This window comes from Amycolatopsis sp. NPDC051128, from assembly GCF_040682715.1.
GTDB lineage: Bacteria > Actinomycetota > Actinomycetes > Mycobacteriales > Pseudonocardiaceae > Amycolatopsis.
Genome location: NZ_JBFBBN010000037.1, coordinates 38,925 through 60,110, shown reverse-complemented (window position 1 = coordinate 60,110; position 21,186 = coordinate 38,925). Strand labels below are relative to the sequence as shown.

At 69.4% G+C, this 21,186-nt stretch carries 17 protein-coding genes and 1 pseudogene; 10 read left to right on the top strand and 8 right to left on the bottom strand.

The features are described 5' to 3' along the window. Nucleotides 1–15 precede the first annotated feature (15 nt). Entirely contained in the window at nt 16–7,320 is a 7,305-nt protein-coding gene (locus AB0M82_RS31065; protein ID WP_364729393.1) for an amino acid adenylation domain-containing protein, read from the bottom strand. Nucleotides 7,321–7,549: 229 nt separating this feature from the next. Here AB0M82_RS31065 and AB0M82_RS31060 point away from each other — a divergent pair, with 229 nt between their 5' ends. Genes AB0M82_RS31060 through AB0M82_RS31050 form a run of 3 tightly spaced genes read left to right on the top strand, consistent with a single transcriptional unit; the run spans nt 7,550 to nt 9,050 of the window. Continuing rightward, on the top strand, nt 7,550–7,975 hold the full coding sequence (locus tag AB0M82_RS31060) for a GNAT family protein (RefSeq protein ID WP_364729390.1): 426 nt from the start codon (nt 7,550–7,552) through the stop codon (nt 7,973–7,975). Beyond that, entirely contained in the window at nt 7,972–8,535 is a 564-nt protein-coding gene (locus tag AB0M82_RS31055) for a hypothetical protein (protein WP_364729387.1), read from the top strand. The genes AB0M82_RS31060 and AB0M82_RS31055 overlap by 4 nt, the downstream gene beginning before the upstream one ends. Before the next feature lie 26 nt (nt 8,536–8,561). Then, a complete protein-coding gene (locus AB0M82_RS31050; protein WP_364729494.1) occupies nt 8,562–9,050 on the top strand; it encodes a tyrosine-type recombinase/integrase in 489 nt (162 codons plus the stop codon). Here the strand turns inward: AB0M82_RS31050 and AB0M82_RS31045 are convergent. Beyond that, entirely contained in the window at nt 8,954–9,268 is a 315-nt protein-coding gene (locus AB0M82_RS31045) for a hypothetical protein (RefSeq protein WP_364729503.1), read from the bottom strand. The two genes, AB0M82_RS31050 and AB0M82_RS31045, sit on opposite strands and share 97 nt — an antisense overlap. A gap of 125 nt (nt 9,269–9,393) precedes the next feature. Continuing rightward, nucleotides 9,394–9,987, bottom strand: coding sequence for a TetR family transcriptional regulator (locus AB0M82_RS31040; protein ID WP_364729384.1), 594 nt, complete (start codon nt 9,985–9,987; stop codon nt 9,394–9,396). A gap of 80 nt (nt 9,988–10,067) precedes the next feature. Here AB0M82_RS31040 and AB0M82_RS31035 point away from each other — a divergent pair, with 80 nt between their 5' ends. Beyond that, nucleotides 10,068–11,276 (top strand): alpha/beta fold hydrolase, encoded by a 1,209-nt coding sequence (locus AB0M82_RS31035; protein ID WP_364729381.1) that lies wholly within the window; start codon nt 10,068–10,070, stop codon nt 11,274–11,276. A gap of 13 nt (nt 11,277–11,289) precedes the next feature. On the opposite strand, the gene AB0M82_RS31030 is transcribed toward AB0M82_RS31035, so the two are convergent. Then, the gene (locus AB0M82_RS31030; protein ID WP_364729378.1) at nt 11,290–12,237 is read right to left on the bottom strand and encodes an SDR family NAD(P)-dependent oxidoreductase; all 948 of its coding nucleotides are present in this window, start codon (nt 12,235–12,237) and stop codon (nt 11,290–11,292) included. A 93-nt stretch (nt 12,238–12,330) separates the two neighbouring features. Between AB0M82_RS31030 and AB0M82_RS31025 the strand changes: the two genes are divergently transcribed. After that, nucleotides 12,331–13,185, top strand: coding sequence for a helix-turn-helix transcriptional regulator (locus tag AB0M82_RS31025; RefSeq protein WP_364729375.1), 855 nt, complete (start codon nt 12,331–12,333; stop codon nt 13,183–13,185). Between the two features lie 110 nt (nt 13,186–13,295). Here AB0M82_RS31025 and AB0M82_RS31020 read toward each other — a convergent pair whose 3' ends face one another. Continuing rightward, nucleotides 13,296–14,261, bottom strand: a complete 966-nt coding sequence (locus AB0M82_RS31020) for an Lrp/AsnC family transcriptional regulator (protein WP_364729372.1) — start codon at nt 14,259–14,261, stop codon at nt 13,296–13,298. Between the two features lie 114 nt (nt 14,262–14,375). Between AB0M82_RS31020 and AB0M82_RS31015 the strand changes: the two genes are divergently transcribed. Both AB0M82_RS31015 and AB0M82_RS31010 read left to right on the top strand, forming a co-directional pair. Beyond that, complete coding sequence (locus AB0M82_RS31015; protein WP_364729369.1) at nt 14,376–15,815, top strand: FAD-dependent monooxygenase; 1,440 nt, start codon at nt 14,376–14,378, stop codon at nt 15,813–15,815. Between the two features lie 199 nt (nt 15,816–16,014). Further along, complete coding sequence (locus AB0M82_RS31010; protein WP_364729366.1) at nt 16,015–17,163, top strand: hypothetical protein; 1,149 nt, start codon at nt 16,015–16,017, stop codon at nt 17,161–17,163. Nucleotides 17,164–17,289: 126 nt separating this feature from the next. Here AB0M82_RS31010 and AB0M82_RS31005 read toward each other — a convergent pair. After that, nucleotides 17,290–17,580: pseudogene (locus tag AB0M82_RS31005) on the bottom strand (carboxylesterase/lipase family protein); the annotation flags it as partial. Between AB0M82_RS31005 and AB0M82_RS31000 the strand changes: the two are divergent. Beyond that, on the top strand, nt 17,566–17,706 hold the full coding sequence (locus AB0M82_RS31000) for a hypothetical protein (RefSeq protein ID WP_364729363.1): 141 nt from the start codon (nt 17,566–17,568) through the stop codon (nt 17,704–17,706). The pseudogene AB0M82_RS31005 and the gene AB0M82_RS31000 overlap by 15 nt on opposite strands. Nucleotides 17,707–17,733: 27 nt before the next feature. Here AB0M82_RS31000 and AB0M82_RS30995 read toward each other — a convergent pair whose 3' ends face one another. Continuing rightward, nucleotides 17,734–18,339 carry a TetR/AcrR family transcriptional regulator gene (locus tag AB0M82_RS30995; RefSeq protein WP_364729360.1) on the bottom strand — a complete coding sequence of 202 codons (606 nt, stop codon included), beginning with the start codon at nt 18,337–18,339 and terminating at the stop codon, nt 17,734–17,736. An 87-nt stretch (nt 18,340–18,426) separates the two neighbouring features. Between AB0M82_RS30995 and AB0M82_RS30990 the strand changes: the two genes are divergently transcribed. After that, complete coding sequence (locus tag AB0M82_RS30990) at nt 18,427–19,236, top strand: amidohydrolase family protein (protein ID WP_364729357.1); 810 nt, start codon at nt 18,427–18,429, stop codon at nt 19,234–19,236. Beyond that, on the top strand, nt 19,233–20,087 hold the full coding sequence (locus tag AB0M82_RS30985; protein WP_364729354.1) for an alpha/beta hydrolase-fold protein: 855 nt from the start codon (nt 19,233–19,235) through the stop codon (nt 20,085–20,087). Before AB0M82_RS30990 ends, AB0M82_RS30985 begins: the two co-directional genes overlap by 4 nt. Before the next feature lie 303 nt (nt 20,088–20,390). Here the strand turns inward: AB0M82_RS30985 and AB0M82_RS30980 are convergent, their stop codons facing one another. Next, on the bottom strand, nt 20,391–21,137 hold the full coding sequence (locus tag AB0M82_RS30980) for a methyltransferase domain-containing protein (protein ID WP_364729351.1): 747 nt from the start codon (nt 21,135–21,137) through the stop codon (nt 20,391–20,393). Between the last annotated feature and the right edge of the window lie 49 nt (nt 21,138–21,186).

The following is a 21,186-nucleotide window of genomic DNA, read 5'->3' as shown; positions in this document are numbered from 1 at the left end:
CCGAGCGCGCGGCCATCAGGCACTGACCTCGCGCGCCAGGTCGGCGACCGTCGCCGCGGTGAACAGGTGCCTGACGTCCAGCTGGAGCCCGGCGCGCCGGGCGTGGACGACGACTTGGATGCTCAGGCTGGAGTCGCCGCCGAGGGCGAAGAAGTTGTCGGTGACACCAACCCGTTCCACACCGAGGACTTCAGCCCAGATCCGGGTCAGCGTCTGTTCGGTCGACGTGCGTGGCTCGACGTATTTTTCGGCGAGGTATTCCGGTGCCGGCAGCGCGCGCCGGTCCAGTTTCCCGTTCGAGGTCATCGGTAACGCGGGCATCGTGACGAACGCCGACGGCACGAGGTAGTCCGGCACACGCGCGGCCAGGGACGTACGCAGATCCGGCGAGGGGTCACCGACCACATACGCCACCAATCGCTTCCGGCCGGGCTGGTCCTCCCGGGCGATCACCGCGGCCTCGCGGATACCAGGTTCGCGCAGCAAAGCCGTCTCCACCTCGCCGAGCTCGATCCGGTAGCCGCGGATCTTGACCTGGTCGTCGGCCCGGCCGACGAACACCAGCTGTCCGTCGGTGTTCCAACGGGCAAGGTCCCCGGTGCGGTACATGCGTTCACCGGGTTTCCCGAACGGGCAGGCCACGAAGCGAGAAGCCGTGAGGCCCGGCCGGCCGAGGTAGCCGCGAGCGAGCTGGTTGCCTGCGAGGTAGAGCTCTCCGGGCAGACCTACGGGGACGGGTTGCAGGCTCGCGTCGAGCACGTACACCCGGGTGTTCCACAGCGGGCGCCCGATCAGCGGACGGTCTCCGGAGATCCGGCAGTACACCGCGTCGACCGTGTACTCGGTGGGTCCGTAGAAGTTGTACGCCGTCGTGCGGGGCAGTCGGGAAAGTTGCCGCCACAACTCCGGATTGATGGCTTCGCCGGCGACCATCAGGTTCCTCGGGTGGTGCCGGTGGTCGCCGAACAGGCCCGCGTCGATCAGTTGCGGCAGGTAGGAGGGAGGCACGTCCATGAAGTCCGCGCGGTGCGTGTCGACGTAGTCGGCGAGAGCGCGGGGGTTCAGGCGAGTGGCGTCGTCGATCACGTGGAGTTCGTGACCGCCAGCCAGGAAGATCAACCCCTCCAGGGAAGCGTCGAAGGAGAACACCGCTGTCAAGGCGACCCGGATTCGCCGTTCGACGGGAAAGCCGTCGGCGTGGTCAGCGATGACGTTCACCAGGCTCCGGTGTTCGACCACGACCCCCTTGGGCCGCCCGGTCGACCCGGACGTGTAGATCACATAAGCAGGGTGCTCCGGGCGAAGAGGAGAAAGCCGGTCAGCGTCAGTCAGATCAGTGCCGGGAAAACCGGAGGTGTCGGGAAGGGCATCGAGGACGAGACACGGGTCGGCGTCACCCAGCATGAACTCGATCCGCTCGGCCGGCAGGTCCGGGTCGATCGGCAGGTAGGCACCCCCCGACTTGAACACCCCGAGAATCGCCACCACCATGTCGGCGGACCGGGGCAGCATCAACGCCACCAGGCGCTCCGGCCCGACCCCGTGCTCGACAAGGTGCCGGGCCAACCGGTTCGCCCGCCGATTCACCTCGGCGAAGCTCGACACCTGGTCGCCGAAGACGACAGCGGTCAGGTCCGGGGTCCGCGCCACCTGCGCCTCGAACACCACAGGGAACGGCACATGCGGGACCTGCCGTGCCGTATCGTTCCACTCCACCAGCAGCCGGTGCCGCGTTGCTTCCGAGATCCAGGAGAGCTGGTCGACCAGGCGGTCGGGGTGGGCGACGATCTCCTCCAGCAGCCGGGAAAGCCGCTCCGACATCCGGCTGATCGTCGGCTCGTCGAAGAGCCGTGGGTCGTAGGCGAGCTTGATGTCGAGCCGTTTGTCGGCGTGCGCGGTCAAGGTGAGTGGCAGGTTGGTGGTGTCCACGGCCTCCACTTCGGTGACGGAAATCCCGGCGGAGTTGGCGTCGTCGAGGGGGTAGTTCACGAACACCACGATGCTGTCGAAGATCGGCGAACCGGCGGGTAGATCGCTCCAGGAGCGGATCGTGGGCAGCGCGACGAAGTCGTGGCTGCGCGACCGGCTCTGCGCCGCCTGGAGCTCACGCAACCACGTGATGATGGGCTGCGCTCCGTCGACCCGCACGCGGGTGGGGATGGTGTTGATCAGCATGCCGACCATCGACTCCACTCCGGCCAGCTCGGGCGGACGGCCGGAGACGGTGGTGCCGAAGACGACGTCGGATTCCCCGCTGTAGCGCGACAGCAGCAGGGCCCAAGCTCCCTGGAGGACGGTGTTGACGGTCAATCCGTTGCGTCGCGCCATCTCCCGGAGATCCCAGGCATCGATGCCGCTTTCGATGGCCTTGGTCGATTCCGTGTGATGCGCCTCGCGCGGCTGGCGGTCGAACGGCAGGGGTGTCGGTGTGTCGAATCCGGCGAGTACGGCTCGCCAGTGCTGCTCCGCCGCCGCGGCGTCTTGTTCGGACAGCCACCGCAGGTAGTCGCGGAAAGGCCGGCGGGCGGTCAAGACCGGTGGGCCGTCACCGACGATCGCGGCGTAATGCTCGTACACGTCGTTGAGCACCAATCCGGTACTCCAGCCGTCCAGCAGGACGTGGTGCGAGGTCCACGTCAGCTCGACCCGGTTGTCGTCCAACGCGGTGATGGTCAGGTGCAGTAACGGGAAGGAGTTCAGATCGATGATCGTCGGTTCGGGGGGTGGCTGGCCGTAGTCGACCGGCACGGTCGCCCGGCGATGGACCACCTGAACCGGTTCGTCCAGGTCTTGCCAGACTATCCGGCTCCGGAGCACGGGGGTGCGGTCGACGACCTGTTGCCATGCCTTGCCGAGGGCACGCGGATCGGTGATTCCGGCCAGCACCAGCGTGAACTGGTTGACGTAGGCGCGCGAGTCGACCAGGCCGTGAAAGACCATGCCGGCTTGCAGCGGGGTGAGCGGGTAGATGTCCTCGACATCGGAGCCGTCCCCGGCGATGGCGTCGACTTCGGCCTGGGTGAGCCGGACGAGCGGGAAGTCCGATGGTGTCCGCCCACCGGAACCTGGTGCCTGGCAGTGCCGGATGATTTCACGCAACGCCGCGATGAGCTGATCGGCGAGCCCCTGGACGGTTGCCTCGTCGTGCACGCTGGCGAAGTACTGCCAGGTCAGTTCGAGTTCGTCGTCTTCGACCAGGCCGATGATGTCCAGGAGGCAATCGCCGGTCTGGCCGGACTCTTGCTCCTGGCTGACGGGGTCGAGCCCCCGCTGGATGAGTCCGGTGTCGCCGCCCGCGTTGTCCCACTGTCCCAGGTAGTTGACGGACATCTGGGGCAACGCACCACCCAAGCCGGCGTCTGGCTTGAGGTACTTCAGCGCCTCGTAACTGAGCCCCTTGCGCGGCACAGCGCGCAGTTGTTCCTTGACGCTCTTGAGGATGTCGCTCCAGCCAGCACGCGGGATGTCGAGTGCGACGGGGAATTGGGTGGTGAACCAGCCGACCGTGCCGGTGAGGTCCTCACCGGCGAGGATTTCCTCGCGGCCGTGACCTTCCAACGTGATCGACACCTGATCGCGGCCGGTCCAGTGGGCCAGCACGACTCCGACCGCACTGAGCAAGATGTCGTTGACCTGTGTGTGGTACACATCCGGTATCTCACGCAGCAATGCGCCGGTCTCCGCGCGCTCCAGATGAGTGGTGACGGCTCGAACCGAGTCCGCGGTGTTCTGCCCGTGGCGGTCCACCGGCAGTGGCAGCGCCGCGGGAACGGTTCGCCAGTGCTGCAGATCATCATCGAACGCGCCGGCGCGGACGTACTCGTCGAGCCGACGTGCCCAGTGCGTGAACGGACTTCCGGCGCGCTCGAGGTCGGCACCTCGGTAGGCGGTCTCCAAATCGCTCAGCAGGATCCGCCACGAGACGCCGTCGATGACGAGGTGGTGGACGGTGAGGAACAGCCGTGGGCGTGGTCCGCGGAACAGCACAGCACGCAGCAGTGGCCCGTGCTCGATGTTCAGGCTCCGCTGCGCGGCCAGTGCCTCCTCGGGGTCAGTGCCCCCATGCGAGACGACCCGGAATACCGGGGCATCTTCCTGCTGGACCGCCACCTGCGACCAGCGGCCCGTGTCGCGGGTGAACCGTGTCCGAAGGGCGGCGTGGTGGTCGATGACGGTGTGCAGTGCCTCGCGCAATCTGTCCTCGTCCACGTCCGCGGTCAGCTCCACGAACATGGACATGGTGCAGTACCGTCGCGGGTCGTGGGTGGCGAAGAACCATTCTTGGATGGGGGTGAGCGGAGCCGGACCGGTCGCCGACGGGTCCGGTGGCGCCTCGACGGGCCCCGGGGTCGCCATGAAGGCGAGTTCGGCAACGCTCGGGTGCTCGAAGACGTCGAGAGAAGTCAGGTGGAGACCAGCGCGCCGGGCGTGGGCGACGATCTGGATGCTGAGGATGGAGTCGCCGCCGAGGGCGAAGAAGTTGTCGGTGACGCCAACCCGTTCCAGGCCGAGGACATCGGCCCAGATCCGAGTCAACGTTTCCTCGGCGGGAGTGCTCGGTGCGGTGTATTCCTTCGCGGCGTATTCCGGTGCGGGCAGGGCGCGCCGGTCCAGTTTCCCGGCCGGGGTCATCGGCAACGCGGAGAGCGTGACGAACGCCGACGGCACGAGGTAGTCCGGCACACTCGCGGCCAAGGACGTGCGCAGGTCCGGGGACGGGGCACCAACCAGGTACGCCACCAGTCGTCTCCGTCCCGGCTGATCCTCCCGGATTATCGCGGCGGCCTCGCGGATACCAGGTTGGCGGAGCAGGCTCGCCGCCACCTCGCCGAGCTCGACCCGGTAGCCGCGGATCTTGACCTGATCGTCGGCCCGGCCGACGAACACCAGCTGTCCGTCGGCGCTCCAACGCGCGAGGTCCCCGGTGCGGTACATGCGCTCACCCGGCGTCCCGAACGGGCACGCCACGAAGCGGGAAGCCGTCAGGCCGGGCCGGTTGAGATAGCCACGGGCCAGCTGGTTTCCCGCGAGATAGAGTTCCCCGGACACCCCGACGGGGACGGGCCGCAAAGTCTCGTCGAGCACATAAGCCCGCGTGTTCCACAGCGGCCGCCCGATCACCGGGCGCTCACCGGCGATCCGGCAGTACACCGTGTCGATCGTGCACTCGGTCGGACCGTAGAAATTGTAGGCGGTTGTGTCCGGCAAGCCGGAAAGCTGCCGCCACAACGTCGAGTCGACGGCTTCATTGCCGAGAATGATCTTACTCGGCCGGTGCCGGCTGTTGTCGAAGAGGCCGGCCTCGATCAGCCCGGGCAGGTACGACGGAGACACATCGACCAAGTCCGCACGCTGCGCGTCCACGTAGTCGACCAAGCGCGAGGCGTCCAGGCGCGTGGCGTCGTCGACGACATGCAGTTCGTGCCCCGCGGCCAGGAACACGAGACCTTCCAGCGAAGCATCGAAGGAGAACACCGCCGTCAACGCCACCCGAAGCCGTTCCTCGGCAGGGAACATCGCGGCGTGGTCACACGTGACGTTCACCAGATTCCGGTGTTCGACCACCACTCCTTTGGGGCGCCCGGTCGATCCCGACGTGTAGATCACATAGGCGGGGTGCTCCGGACGGAGGTGGGAAACCCGGTCAGCGTCGGACAGGTCGACATCCGCGTGACCGGTCGTGTCAGGCCATGAGTCGAGCACAAGACACGGGCTCGCGTCGTCGAGCATGAACTCGACGCGTTCGGCCGGCAGGTTCCGGTCGATGGGAAGGTAGGCGCCCCCCGATTTGAACACACCCAGAATCGCCACCACCATGTCGGCGGATCGGGGCAGCATCAACGCCACCAATCGTTCCGGCCCGACGCCCCGCTCGACCAGGTAGCGAGCCAACCGGTTCGCCTGGCGATTCACCTCGGCGAAGCTCAGCCGCCGGTCGCCGGAGACCACGGCGGTCGCCTCCGGTGTCCGCGCCACCTGCGCCTCGAACACCGCGGGAAACGACACCCTCGGCACATCACGAGCCGTGTCGTTCCAGTCCACCAAGATCCGACGCAGTTCGGAACCGTCGCACAACGGCAGTTCGCCTACCAGCCGATGGGGATCCAGGGAGACGGCGTCCAGCAAGACTCCCAGTTGCTTGGCGAGCCGCTCGATCGTCGTCACGTCGAAGAGGTCGGTGTTGTATTCGACCACGCCGTGCAGTCGCCCGTCGGACTCCTGGAACTCGAAGACGAGATCATGGGTCGCGGACACCACCGGCAGGTGTACCTCATCCGTTCGCAGTCCGGGCAAGTTCACGACCTCGCCGGAAGTGTTCTGCAAGGACACCATCACGTCGAACAAGGGTGTACGGCTGGGGTCCCGTACCGGTTGCACCGCCTCGACCACACGCTCGAACGGCACGTTCTGGTGTGTGAAGGCGTCCAGCACCGTGGTGCGGACCTCAGCGAGCAACTCGTCGAATCGCTTCGTCGAAGCAACCTGCGAACGCAACACCACAGTGTTGACGAAGAAGCCGACCAGGTCGGCCAGCTCGGCCCGATCCCGGCCGGAGGTGACCGTGCCGACCGCGACGTCTTCACGCCCGCAGTACCGGGCCAGCAGGACCTGGCAGGCCGCCAACAGAGCCATGAACAAGGTGGAACACCGATCCCGGCACATCTCCTTGAGCGCCTGTACGACCTGGTCCGGCACCACGAACTCGTGAACCGCGCCCGCCGAGGTCCGCACCACCGGCCGAGGGCGGTCGATCGGCAGCTCCAGCGGCGTCAGCCCGGCAAGCTGCGCCTTCCAGTAGCCGAGGTGATCCTCAAGAGACCCCTCCCGTTGCCACGTCGAGAAATCGAGATAGCTGATCGGCAGTGGCGGAAGCGGGGTATCGGTGGCATACAGGGCGGCGAGATCGCGAAGCAGCACCCCGGTCGACCAGCCGTCGGTGATGATGTGGTGCAGTGTCAGGACGAGCACGTGATCGTCGTGGCCGAGCCGTACCAGGCGGGTCCGCAGCAACGGTTCCCGGCGTAGATCGAACGGCGTGCCCGTCTCCTCGGCGAGGATCATGTCGAGGTCACGGTCGGACACCGAGACGCACACTTCGTACGGCTTTCCTACGATCTGCACGCCGCGGCCGTCCACCTCGCCGAACGTGGTCCGCAGCGACTCGTGTCGCGCCACCAGAGCTGTCAGGGCCCGATTGAGCGCGTCCACGTCCAACCCGCCACGCAACCGCAATACGGTCGGGCAAAGGTAGTCCGTGTTCTCTGGCTCGAATTGGTAAACTATCCACAGTCGTTGCTGCGGGAAAGACTGAGGCGCCACGTCCGCCCTGGGTACACGCGGTATAGGGTCTGCACGAAACGCATCAATAGAAGGCAACGACGTAATCCCATCGTGGAGCCCGTAGCGGGTCGCCTGATCCCCTCATCGGAGATGATCGGAACCATAGCCAGAAAGAAACAACAGCGCAATTGGACCATCGAGTCACCCACCCGCCTGATACAAGACCACCCTTTAGAGTGTGACGGCACTTACTTTTAGTAAAGTCTGCGTGAAGGCACACGTGAATCTCGTCATGCCGAGGTCGCACAACGTGCTTTCAGGTCAATTCGCCGGCCGCACTCGCTTCCTTGGCTGCATCATGGGCACACCGAGCCGTTACGTCTTTTCCAAGTCGGCCGACACCGGCCTTTCCGAATGGTGCTCGACCGATCACTGGGGCAAGGGGTACGCCACGGACGCCTGTCGATCCGCCCTTGATTTCGCATTCGGACCACTGAATCCGCACCGAGCGACTGCGGCCATCGACCCGGAGAACGCCGCGTCCCACACCGTCGTCGAGCACCTCGGTTTCGTCCACGAAGGCGTACTGGATCGCCACGCCGCATGGCGGGAACGCCAGCGCTACCGCAGACGTCCGGCGGCCGCGCCGCGCCGCGAATCAGGAGATGCCAGCCGCGCCAGATCAGGGCGGTGAGGGGCGCCCGGCTCGGGCAGGGCGAACAGGGCGTGCTGAGCTCGCTAGCCCGCGCCGGCCACACCACGGCGCACGCCTGGGTCTTCGCCAACCTCGCCGGCACCAAAGCCCGCGAGATCGGCGAGAAAGCCTGGCGGCGCTGGTTCTGGGCCCCCGCCACCACGATCGCCGCCGCCGAAAGCGGCCTCACCGAGCAGCAAGCATGGGACCTCTTCCACCAGGCATCCCCCACACAAGCCACCAAGTCGGGAGAAAACGCATGGCGCCGCAACCGCTGGCTACCTGCACTCCGCGAAGCAGCAGAACACAGGCCGCGACGACGACGCCTCCGAGCACCCCAGGCTGACGACCACCAAGGCGAACCGTCACCTCGTCGGCTGCGACACGTCCGTGCCGTGCTTCAAGCCGCCGTCGACAGACATCTCGCGGGCGAAGGCAGCACCGTCAGGAGAATCGACACGATCGCCGGCGTACGGGTTTCGAGCTTGCGCGCAGCCCTCGACGCATTCGCGCCCACCGATACAACGGAGGGGAGGCAGACTGCGATGCATTCATCTTGACCGAAAGCGTAACGACTGATCGCAACATGGAAGTAACTTCCCCCACTCTGTACACCCCCACCCGCGGTAAGGCTGACACTCTCAGGCTGCGATCAGAGCATCGGCGCGACAGACGCCAATTCGCACCCAATAACAGCCCGATGGCCACAGCCGTCATAATCTGCTTTCGGCGCCGCAGAGAAAGAGCCTTCACCCGGTGCTCGCCGATGCCGTTCCTGTTCCAACGCCGGTTCGGCACCGAGGATCGGCCTCTCACCCGCAGCTATATCCGGGAGTGCCTTGTTGCCATGTCACAAGCCGCCGAGATCACCGCCGGCGGCCAGGCGCTGAAATGGCGGCACCATGATTTTCGGAGGATCTTCGTCACCGACGCCATCCGCTCCGGGTTGCCTCCACACATCGCCGCGAGAGTCTGCGGTCATTCTACTGTGGACACGACGGTCCGGACGGCCAGCCCCGCCGGAGCGCCACCCGGCGGGACCGGCCGTCCGACGAGGACCGCCTCCAGGTGGTGATCGTCCAGCCGGTCGGCGAACTCACCGAAGACCCGGAAGGCGTCGGCGGCGAAGTCCCCGCACTCGACGTAGGCGGCCCCACGCGGCGACCGCAGCACGGTCGCCGTCCACGCGTCGAGGTACCGCACCAGCACGTCGCGTTCGACGGAAACGGCGGGTCGGGACGCCGGACGCGCTCGGCCACGCTTCCGGTTGTACCGCACTCCCCCCCCGGTCACCAGAAGAACCACCCGGTCGCGGCGACAGGGGCGCGTGCCGGGCCGGTTCAGAGGAACGCGAGAAACGGCAGCCAGGACGGCGACCACAGGGGCCACCGTCGAGCCATCGGCCCGGTGGCCCCCCGCTAGGAGAGGCCGAGTGAGCGGGAGAAGTGCGTGACCCACCAGCGGAGCTGCGGTCCGCTGGCCGTGGCCGCCCGGCCGGTCAAGCCGGCGCTGCGGCGGAACACCGGACCGTAGCGGGACTCGGTGACGAGAGCCTGGTGGAGCGCGGCCACGGCGAGCCTGGTGTCCTCGATGTCCGCCGCGTCGGCGCGCAGTGCGTGCAGCGCGTCGACCACCGGGGCGAGCATCCCCGAGCCCCGGTCCCGCCAGCCGGCGGCGTGCAGCGCCACGGCCAGTTCGCCGTAGCCACCGCGGTAGAACGCGGCCAGGGTGTCGACGAGCTCACCGAGGTCGGCACCGCGGTCGAGCCAGGACCGCAGCACCTCCGCCACCCCGGCGCGGATCTTCCGGCCGCCGTGCCGCAGCAGCGCTTCCAGGAGGTCGTCGCGGCTGCCGAAGTGGTGGCTGATCCCGGCGTCGGTCATGCCGACGCGCGCGGCGACGGCGCGGACGCCGACGGCGGCGACGCCGCCCTCGGCCAGGATTCCCTCGGCGGCGTCCAGGATCAGGCGCCGGGCCTCGGCGGGAGGACGGCGCACACGCGGAGAGGTCACGCCACCACCGTACCTTGACCAGCCAAGGTACGGTGACCTACCGTCTTACCTTGATGTCACAAGGTAGAGGGGGCGCTGCCATGACCGAGCCCACGGGCGTCCGGGCGCGGCGCCTCGCGCGCCCGGACGCGGTCCTCGAAGGACAAGAGGCCGGCGCCGGGCCGACCCTCCTGCTGCTGCACGCCGGCGGTGAGCGGCGCGGGGTCTGGACGCCGGTCACCGAGGTCCTCGTCGGGGCCGGGTTCCGGTGCGTGGCCTTCGATCAACGCGGTCACGGTGACAGTGACGGCTCGCCGCGGACGCTGGCGCTCTGCGCGGACGACGTCGCCGCCATGCTCCACGCCGAACCGCCGGGATGCGTGGTCGTCGGCGCCTCGCTGGGCGGGCTCGCCGCCATCGCCGCCCTCGGCGATCCGGCGATCCGGGCCCGGGTGGCGGGTCTCGTGCTGGTGGACGTCGTGCCCGGCCTGGATCCCGGCCGGGTCCGCCGCTTCCTCGCCGCGGGCGGCCTGCTCGACCCGCACGCCGGGCTCGTCGAAGACATCCTGGCCCGGGTTCCCCGGCTGCGAGAGGTCACTGCCCGGCTCGGCCTGCCGGTCTTGATGGTGCGCGGCGGCGACGGGTCGCCCGTCACCGACGACGACGTCGACGGGTTGCTGCGGCAGGCTCCGCACGCCGCGGTGACCCGCATCCGCGAAGCCGGGCACCTGATCGCGCGGGACCGACCGGTGGCGCTGGCCGAAACCATCGCCGCCGCCACCGCCGAGTGGCCAGCGCTCGCGCTCCTGCGCGAGCTCGGCGCGGAGCAGGTCGGCCACCCCGGCGGCCACCTCCTCGACCACCTCCGGCGCGTCCGCGATCAGGTGGCCGCGTGGGGCGGGAGCCGGCGCGCGCGCCTCGCCGCGCTGTGCCACGCCACCTACGGCACCGACGGCTTCCCGCACCCGCTGCTGCCGCCGGATCGCCGGGCCCGCCTGCGCGCGGCCATCGGCGACGACGCCGAGGCCCTCGTCCACCGCTACGGCGTTTGCGACCGGAGCCGGACCTACGCCCACCTCGGCGCGACACCGCTCCCGCTCACGGACCGCTTCACCGGCGAGATCCTCCCCCTGGCCGCCGACGACCTCACCGACTTCGCCGTCCTGACCATCGCCAACGAACTCGACGTGGCCCGCACCGCCCGGCTCACGACCGGAACCCGCAGCGGCATCCGCACGCTCATCACCGCGCTGGGCGCTTACGTCCCCGGCATCAGCAGCCGGGCCCTCGCCGACCCGGCCCTGCGCTGACCGCGCCGTGGGTTCACCGCGGGCTACGCGACGCGGCTGCGCGTTCCAGGAGCTCGGCGGTCGCCTCCCACAGCCGCCGCTCCCGATCGCGGTCGTGGGCGACCGGCTGGACCTCGGTCAGCTTGGTCTTCACCACGAACGCGCCGTCACGCAGGTGCGCCCACCGCTCGTCGAGGGCCATCGCGGCCAGCAGCGGCCCTGAGCGCTGCGGCGTGGAGACGCCGGGAATCCGGCCCAGGGCACGGCTCATCGCCCGCAACGCCGCGGGGGCGCCGCGGCCCAGCGCCGTGCCCGGCATCCAGCCGGGCTTGAACACCGACACGGTGATGCCCGGGCCGGCCTGGCGCTGCAGCTCGTGGGCGTAGTAGAGGATCGCGAGCTTGGCGTTGGAGTAGGCGACGCCGGAGGCCGCCATGCCCGGGGTCTGCTCGCGGTCGGCCGGGCGGGCCAGTTCGGCGGGGTCGGCCCACTCGGCTGCGGGCACGTGCAGCAGCTTGCGCCAAAAGTTGGCGTGGTAGGTGTTCGAGCCGACCAGCACGACCCTCGCCGGGGCGGTGAACGAGGTGAGCAGGTCGCCGATGAGCTGCGCGTGGGCGAGGTGGTTGACGGCGAAGGTCAGCTCGTAGCCGTCGGCCGAGGCCCGCCGGGTGTCGGGCGACATGGTGCCGGCGTTGGCGACCAGCGCACGCAGCGGACGGACAGCGCCGGCGGCCATCAGCTCGCGGGCGCCGGCCGCGGCGGCCCGGACGTCGGCCAGGCTCGCCAGGTCGCACCCGATCTCGTGGACCCGTGCCCCGAGGGCACGAGCTTCGCCGGCGACGGCGGTCAGGTCACATCCGGCGCGGCCGACGAGCAGCAGGTCGGGGCGTTGCCCGTCCGGGCGGCCGGCCATGGCCAGCACGGCGTGGCGGCCCAGGTTGCGCGTGGGGCCGGTGATGAGGACGGTTCCGGGTTCGGTCATGGCGCCAGCCTGCGAGCACGGCCGGGGCGCAGCCAGTCGTCCGGTTTTCGTAGGACTGCCAGGACCAGGACAACCGGGGCGGACTGGTCCAGAATGGACTGTGTGGAAGCGTGGGAGTTCGGCCGGACGGTGCGCCGCTGGCGCGACCGGGCGGCGCCCGAGGCCGTCGGCGTGCCGACGGGCCGCCGGCGCCGGGCCAGCGGGTTGCGCCGCGAAGAACTGGCCGCGCTCGCCGGCATCTCGGCCGACTACCTGACCCGCCTCGAGCAGGGCCGCGCGACGGCGCCGTCGACGCAGGTCGTGGAGTCGCTGGCCCGCGCGCTGCGCCTGGCCGACACCGAACGCGACCTGCTCTACCGGCTGGCCGGGCACGCCCCGCCCGGCCCGGACGTCGTGCCGTCGCGGGTCACCCCGAGCGTGCAGCGGCTGCTCGACCGGCTCTCGCACACGCCCGTGGTCGTCTACGACGCCACCTGGACGCTCGTGCTGGCCAACGCGCCCTACGACGCGCTCATGGGCGACACGACGTCCTGGCGCGGCTTGGACCGCAACGCCATCTGGCGCAACGTCACCCGGCTGCCATCGAGGGTCGTGCACACCCCGCGGGAACAGGCCGAACACGAAGCCCGGCTCGTGGCCGACCTGCGCCTGACGGCGTCGCGCTACCCCGCCGACCGCGCGCTGCGGCGCCTGATCGCCGACCTGGCCGCCGGCAGCCCCCGCTTCGCCGAACTCTGGGACACCGCGGCCCCGCCGCCCCTGCCCGACCCATCCCGGCGCAAGCCCATCGACCACCCGGCGGCCGGCCCGATCACCCTCGACTGCGACACCCTGCTCGTCGCCCTGGACGACCTGCGCATCACCGTCTACACCGCCGAGCCCGGCACCGAGGACGCCGACCGCCTGGCCCTCGCCACCGTCCTCGGCACCCAGTCGCTGCAGCCCTGAACGCGAAGCACCGGGTGCCACGCCGCCGGCGGACAGTTTGAGCGCGTGCAGCGCGACACGTGCGGGGTCGAGGCGTACCAGAACCGATCACAGCGGCCCGCCGGTGGTCGCTACGTCGGGTGTGCGGCCTGCTTGACGGTCCTGATCACCGGTGCGGTCTCGACGTGGGTGATGGCCGGCAGCATGGCCACCCGGGTGGTCAGGTACCGGTACAACTCCCGCTGACCCGCGCACGCCACGCTCGCGCAGAGGTTCGTCGGCCCGGTCGTGGCGGCCGCGAACGCGATCTCCGGGTGTGCGGCCAGCGCCGCACCGGCCTCTTCCAGGTGAGCGGGGGCGACCGAGAGCCAGAGCAGGGTTCGAGGGCCGACCCCGAACAGGCGCCCGTCGACGTCGATGTCCAGGTACAGCACCCCGCGTTCGCGAAGCTCGGCCATCCGGCGCCGGACCGTCGTCGGCGACCAGCCGGTCACCGCGGCCAGGTGCTCGAACTCGGCCCGGCCGTCGGTGGCCAGCGCGGCGAGGAGCTTGCGGTCGGAGTCGTCGAGCCGCACCGGTCCCGGCCTGTGCGGCACCGGGAGCGGGCGCAGCCGCTCGATCGACTCCTCGTCCAGCGACCCGAGCTTGGCGACCAGGTTGTCCGGGCCGCCGTAGAACGCGTGCAGCACCGAGTGCGCTGTCACTCCCTCCACGCGCTGGGTGCGCGGGAGCTTGGCCAGCAGCAGCGCCTCGCTGTCGGCCTCGCTCTCGGTGCGGACCGTGCAGGTGATTTCGGTGCCTCCGGAGGTGATGCTCACCCAGGACGTGTCGGGGCGCCGCGCCAGCGCCTCGGCGACCGGGACCGACGCGGCGGGCGCGCAGCGCACCCGCAGGAACCACAGCACCGCGCCCATGGCCGTCGGGTCGACTCCCCCGATCACCCGCACCGCCCCCGCCGACCGCAACCGCGCGTACCGGCGGGCGATGGTGCGATCCGACACGCCGAGAACCTCGGCGATCGTGCTGAAGGGAGCACGGCCGTTGATCTGCAAGGCGTGCGCGAGCCGGCGATCCAGCTCGTCGTAGTCGGATTCCACCGTCTTGAGCGTAATCGTGTCGGATACCGACTCAACCGAGCCGGTTTCTGGCGCGACTGGGCGGGCGAGCGCAGCGTTGCCCTCATCCCTCGAGACACCACCAGGAGAGCATCCATGGACACCGATGTGCTCATCGTCGGCGCGGGCCCGACCGGCCTGACACTGGCCAACGAACTGCGGGTGGCGGGCGTGCCGGCCGTGCTGGTCGACAAACTGCCTCGGCGCAGCGCGTTGTCCAAGGCGGGCGGCGTGCAGTCCCGCACCCAGGAGGCATTCGACCAGCGCGGCTTGCTGGAACCGTTGCTGGCCACCGGAAACCACCCCATCGGCACCGCGCACTTCGCCGGTGTCACGCTCCCGCTCACCCGGGACAGGCACCGCCATCCGTGGCGGTCCGTCCCGCAGGTGGTGATCGAAGGATTCCTCGAAGAACACCTGGCCGCACAAGGCATCCACGTGCGACGTGACCACGAACTGACCGGAACGACCCAGGACGGGGACGGGGTTACCGCCACCTTCGCGAGCGGCGGCGTCATCCGCTCGCGGTATCTGGTCGCGGCCGACGGTGGCCGCAGCACGGTGCGGTCGCTGCTGGGCGCCGAGTTCCCCGGCCGGCCGGGCACGGCGACCGTGGTCGCCGCCGACGTGCGGTTGAGCGGCAACGACCAGGCGATGACGCACACCCGCAGCGAGGACGGGCACTGGGCGTCGGTGTTCCCGCTCGGCACCGATCCGCAGGGCAGGCCCCTGCGGCGGCTCTCGCTGGGCGGGCCGGGCCGGTCACTTCCGCGGGAGGTCCCGGTCACCGAGGACGAGATCGGCGAGGGGCTGCGTGCGGTTTTCGGCTCCCGGGTGCAACTGCTCGAACTGTGCTACGCCCGCCGCATCACCAACGCGGCCCGGCAGGCCACGCGGTACCGGCACGGACGGGTGTTCCTGGCCGGCGACGCCGCCCACGTCCACCTCCCGATCGGCGCGCAGGGCATGAACACCGGGATCCAGGACGCGCTCAACCTCGGGTGGAAACTCGGCGCCGCGGTGCACGGCTGGGCCCCGGAACACCTGCTCGACACCTATCACGCGGAACGCCACCCGGCCGCGGCCGCCGTACTGCGCAACGTCCAGGCGCAGAGCCTGCTGATGGACTGGGAAGGCACCGGCGACCCGGATCTGGCGGCGGCCAAGGACCTGTTCGCGGCCCTGGTGCGCCTGCTGGACGTGCAGTACCACCTCGACGACATGCTGTCCGGGATGGGCATCCGCTACCCGATGCCGGGCACCGAGAACCAGCCGCTCGTCGGCCTCCCCGCGCCGGACCTGGACCTCGGCCCGGTCCGGTCGCACGAGCTGCTGCGGCGCGGACGCGGCGTCCTGCTCGATCCGGCCGGCCGGTTCGCCGAGGTCGCCGCCCGCTGGCAGGACCGGGTGCACCGCGCGGGCCAGGGCGCGGACACCGAGCCGATGCTCATCCGGCCGGACGGCTACGTGTGCTGGGCAGGCAACGCGGACGACCTCGAAGCCGCGCTCGTCCACTGGTTCGGCGAGCCCCGCTGATCGGCAGCGCCCCCTCGGTCGCGAACCTTCCGACGCGACGGCTCCTAGTACTTTCGGCCGATGTCCGCACCGCCGAAACCCTCCGAAAGGCGTGAGCCATTTCGGGGTTCTTGCCCCGGCGCCGGTTCCACCGCCAATCGCCGCCCTACTGTGGCGGCGATTGGTGATCTTGAAACGGACCAGCAGAGGGGAAATCACCTTGCCCAAGCGGACCGGATTCCTCGGCCACACGCTCGCGGCAGCGGGAACCGTGGCGGCACTCGCACTCGCCACGGCCGTTCCCGCCGGCGCGGCCACGCCATCCACCGTCGAGCAGGATGTCGCGCAGCTGTACCAGGACGTCGTCGACCTCTACAACGGCCTGCCCGCCGACGCGCTGCGTGGCGTCGACCGGCTCATCGAGTCGCCCATTCCGCGAATCGGGCCGCGGAGCCGGGCCGCGCAGGGCCCGATTCCGGGCTGCACCGAGGGTTCGCTGCTGACGTACGCGAACAAGCTTGCGTCACAGCTGACCCCGCTCGAGAACAAGGCGCTCGACGCACTGTCCGGGCTCAGCCAGCTCTACGTCCAGGGCGTCACATCCGACAAGAGCCCTCAGGTCTTCGGCACCGACGGCCAATACACCTCGCGCGCCACCGACACGATCGACAAGCTGCGCGGCTTCTGGGACATCGAGAGCTGGAACATCCAGCTCGTCGCCTGGAAAGGCACCGACCTCGGCAGCCAGGCGAAGATGGCGCAGACCTTCAGCCTCGGTCTCGCGCCGGCGAAGGTGAAGAACGCCGCCGCGCTCGCCACCAAGGTGCTCTACGAGGTCCCGGCCCTGCAGGGCGGCCGCAACCCGCTGATCACCCTGAACGCGTTCTCCGCCCCGGCCGGCAGCCTCGGCGGCAAGCGCGTGGCGCTCGGTGACGGCCTGCTCGACACGGTCGGCGTTCTCGGGTTCGACGACGTCTCGGTGGAGTCCGTGGTCGGACACGAGTACGGCCACCAAGTCGACTTCGCCCACGACAACTACCCGCGCAACGAGTCCTCCGAAATGGGTCCCGACGCCTACGGCGGCTACTTCGTCGCGCACGCCAAGGGCTTCGGCTGGAACGCCCGCACCCAGCAGGAGGTCGCCTACCTCGACGCCTCCATCGGCGACTGCTACCACAGCCACGGCACGCCCGACCAGCGCAAGGCCGCTGGCGCGTGGGGCGAGAAGCAGGCGACGAGCCAGGCCAACCCGAACCGGATCATCCCGTCCGCCACGATGATCGAGAAATTCCAGAAGGTGTACCCGAAGCTGATGCCACCGGTGACCGACCAGCCGACCGGAGCCGCAGTGGCCGCGGCTCACGGCTGAACCCTGATTCCTGACGGCGGGCCGTATCCCTGCGGTGAGGGAGACGGCCCGCTGTCGCAAGCAAGGCCCATCCGGAGCGGCCTCCGTCAGCTTCCGAGGATCTCCGCCACGGGTCGTCGCGGGTCGTAGCTCGACGGTGTGGGTGGCGCCGAGTCGTCCGTTCAGGGCCGTCGAGCGGTACCCGAACGAGTAGACGTGGGTGCGGCCGCCCGAGATCCGTGCGTGGGCTTGTGCCATGCGGGCCGTGCCGGCTCCGAACAGGGCCTCCCCCAGCACCGCTGAGCGCAGCTCGCCCGGTGTCGCGTTCGGCAGTGCCGCGCGGTGCGCGGCGACCTCGGTCTCCGGCTCCGCACCCACCCTGGCGGCGAGGGCGAGCACGTCTGCCGTCGTGGAGGACTCCAGATGGCCTTGCGGTACCTGGACATCCGCGACCTGGACGTGGTCGCCGACGGCGACGTCGCGTTCGCGTCCTGCCTGTTCGACAGCGCGACCGGCGAGGCGCTCACACGGCTGCGGCCCGACTCCGGTACTGCGGCGGGCTGACGCCGATCTCGCGGTGCCGAAAGGCGGCTACCCGCTCAAGGCCCCCCGCGTGTCTGTTGGAACGGACCGGCCCTTGCTCATGCGCAGGATCAACGCGACCGCGTCCTCCGAGTGGGCTGCCGGAGTCAGCACCTCCTGCAGGAGCAGGCCACGCATCGCGGCGATGGTGACGGTGGCCAAAGTCGACGCTTCCTCGGTGCCGAGCCCTTCGCGTTCCGCGAGCGAGGCCAGCATCTTGGCCAGGTCGTCGAGTGAGTCGATGAACTCGCGAAAGTCCTCGGGGCTGTACGCGGCGAGCCCTACGACGTGGAAGAAGCCGCGGACCCGCGACAACTGCTCCGGGCGCGTGTAGGCCCGCCAGATCGCCACGACGAGGTCGTCGAAGGTGCCTTGCCGGGCGGTCTCGAGCAGCGCCTCGTTGTCACGCGATCGCTGCGCCTCGAGCATGGCCGCCAAGACGCCGGGGAGTGACCCGAAGTGGTACCGCAAGAGGGCGTGGCTGGTCTCGGCCCTGGCGGCGATCTCGCGGAGCGACACCTCCGGCGAGGGAAGGCCCTCCTCGAAGGCGTCGAGAAGCCGGGCCAGGAGACGCTCGCGGGCGTCGCCGTTGCGTTCCGTGCTTGACAGGACCACTCCCACAGTTTATCCATTGGAAAAGAAACTGGCTACGCCGTGTTGCTCCCACATGGTCGCAGTCGGCACCAAGGGAGGGAACGACACGTGGGACTGTCTCAAGTGGTCGGCGCGACGCTCGACGCCGGCTTCACCACCGTCCGGGACACCGGCGGGGTCGACGGCGGCCTCGTCACCACGATCGCGAAGGGCAAGGTCCGGGGCCCGCGCGTGCTGTCGTGCGGACCGGTTCAGTGCCAGATCGGCGGCCACGGATACTACGGAGCCGACTGGGAACCCACCGAGCTGTGGAGCAGCCACCACCTGCCCGGCCAGTGCACCCTGTCCGCGATGTCCGGCAACGCGGACGAGCTGCGGCGCAACGTGCGCGAGGCCTTCCGTAGCGGAGCCTCCTTCCTGAAGCTCTGCGTGACCGGCGGAGTGGTCGGCGCGCACGACCGGCTGACCGACACCCAGTTCACCGTCGAGGAAATCGCCGTCGCGGTCCAGGAGGCCGCGGCGCGGGGCACCTACGTGACGGTCCACGCCCACAACAACGACGGCATCCGGAACGCGGTCGAGGCCGGGGTGCGTTGTGTCGAGCACGGCACCGACCTCGATGAACCCACGGCCACCCTGATGGCTGCTCGCGGGGTCACCCTCGTGCCCACGTACCGAGGCGAAGAGCTGAGGCTGCGCGCGAAACTCGATACACCGATGGACGCTCTCGTGGCGGCCACCAAGACCAACGCCGAGATCCTCGGCCTGTCCGGTCGAGCCGGTGTCATCGCTCCCGGTGCGCAGGCGGACCTCGTGTTGTGGAACGGCAACCCGGTCGAAGACCCGGAGCTGTTCGCTGATCCCGCCAATGCCGTCGTCGTCCTCCAGGCCGGCCGAGTTGTGAAGGACCTCCGATGAGCACCATGTGGCAGGGCTGCCTCGCCGACACCGACTACTTCGAGCTGCGTTCCGGCGGCGGGCACGACTACGGCGTCTGGGTCACCACACCACCGGGTTACGACCCCGCCACGACGCAAGCGCCTGCCGTGTACGTGCTCGACGGCAACTGGGCCGTGGGCATGACGGCTCCGCTGATCGTCACCCAAAACGACCCCATGCAGCAGATCCAGCCCTACATCCAGGTCAGCGTCGGCTACGCGGGCGAAGACGCCCAGCACTGGGCACGGCTGCGCAACAGGGACCTCGTGCCACCCGGAGAGCCCATCGCCCAGGAGTTCATCGACGCCGTGGAGACGGGAATCCGACGGGGCTCGATGACCCGCGAGGAAGCCGCCGCCTACCTCGCCGAACTGCGCGACACCCAGGCCGGTGCGTTCCTGCGCTTCCTCACCGCGGAACTGCACCCGCGGATCGAACGCGACTACGGCACAGCCGCGAGCGGTCACGGCCTCTTCGGCTACTCCTACGGCGGACTCTTCAGCCTCTACACCTGGCTCACCGGCAGCACGCTCTTCGAGAGCATCGGAGCGGGCAGCCCCGGTGTCGTCGGTGAAGACAGTCAGATCTTCGCGATGCTCGAAGAAATGGGCGACAGCCTGCCGGCCGCCAAGCTTCACGTGACCCTCAACGACCGGGAGCTTCTCGGAGATTTGGCCGTCTACCAGAACCTCACGAAGAACGCGGCCACCGTGCTGCACCGCCTGACCGCCCGCGGCGGAGCCGTCACCAGCGCGGTCCTGCGCGAAACGCACGTGACCGGCCTGCAGGCCTCGTTCCTCAGCTACCTCAGGACCTGCCGTGCCCGGTGAGCGCCTGAGTGCCGATGTGGGCGTGATCGGGGCCGGGTGATCGGTTCGTCGATCGGTCTCGAGCTGGCGCGGGCGGGGAACCGTGTTGTGGTGCTCGATCGGGCCCTCCGGCCGACAGCATTTCCGTATAGCCGAGCTTGTGTGCCGAACTTCCCGACCCAGCAAGGAGGGCACCGCTACTTCGAACCCCTTTCCAGCCACTCCTCGCGCGGTGCTCGGTGAGACCTCCTGCCGCCCAGTCTCGAGTAGCCGATGTGAGTGAGTCCCGGTGCCGGGTCATCGGGACTCACTCGACCCGCTGTGTCAGCGGTTCATCAGAGCGAAGACGCCCCAGCCGAGGTATTCGCGTTGGTATCGGGCGTGGAGTACGGGAGCGGCGGTGAGTTCCGCGCGCATCTGCTCGGCCAGCTCGTCATCGGGATGTGCCTCCAGCCAGCGGCGGATGTTGAGCCACTGCGCCGCGACGTAGCGGTCCCAGCTGTCCTGGTCGGCCAGGACCATCTCCACGACATCACAACCCAGCTCCCCGAACTGTTCCAGCAGTTCCGGCAGGAGACGGAAGTCGTCTTCACTGGTGGCGTGGCAGCCTTCGACGGTGGCCTGGTCCGGGGGTTCCCTGCGCCAGAACGGTTCGCCGATCAGGATCATGCCGCCGGGGCGCAGGCTGCGCCGGAGCAGGTCCACGGTGCCGGCAACGCCACCGCCGATCCAGGTCGCACCGACACACGACGCGATGTCGACCGGGTCGTCGGCCACGTGGTCCGACGCGTCACCATGGGTGAAGGTGACCTGTCCGGCGACCCCCAGTTCGATCGCTCGTGCCCGGGCCTTGGCCAGGAAAACGGTGCTGATGTCGACGCCGGTTCCGGTGATGCGGTGATCGCGGGCCCAGGTGCACAGCAGCTCGCCCGAGCCGCAGCACAGGTCGAGCAGCCGAGTGCCGGGTGGTGGGTTCAGCGCCTCGCCCAGGTCGGCCAGTTTCCGGCTGGTGAGCGGGTTGTGGATGCGGTGGCCGCTCTCGCGGATGACGAAGCTACGGGGTAGATCCACTTCGAGGATTCCTCACGTCCAAGGGGTAGTGCACGGTGCTCAGCGCTGG

Bases quoted from the DNA above. Each gene is read 5' to 3' on its own strand.
- AB0M82_RS31050 (WP_364729494.1), top strand. From the start codon at position 8,562: ATGGAAGTAACTTCCCCCACTCTGTACACCCCCACCCGCGGTAAGGCT.
- AB0M82_RS31035 (WP_364729381.1), top strand. From the start codon at position 10,068: ATGACCGAGCCCACGGGCGTCCGGGCGCGGCGCCTCGCGCGCCCGGAC.
- AB0M82_RS31030 (WP_364729378.1), bottom strand. From the start codon at position 12,237: ATGACCGAACCCGGAACCGTCCTCATCACCGGCCCCACGCGCAACCTG.
- AB0M82_RS31025 (WP_364729375.1), top strand. From the start codon at position 12,331: ATGGACTGTGTGGAAGCGTGGGAGTTCGGCCGGACGGTGCGCCGCTGG.
- AB0M82_RS31015 (WP_364729369.1), top strand. From the start codon at position 14,376: ATGGACACCGATGTGCTCATCGTCGGCGCGGGCCCGACCGGCCTGACA.
- AB0M82_RS31000 (WP_364729363.1), top strand. From the start codon at position 17,566: ATGGCCTTGCGGTACCTGGACATCCGCGACCTGGACGTGGTCGCCGAC.
- AB0M82_RS30985 (WP_364729354.1), top strand. From the start codon at position 19,233: ATGAGCACCATGTGGCAGGGCTGCCTCGCCGACACCGACTACTTCGAG.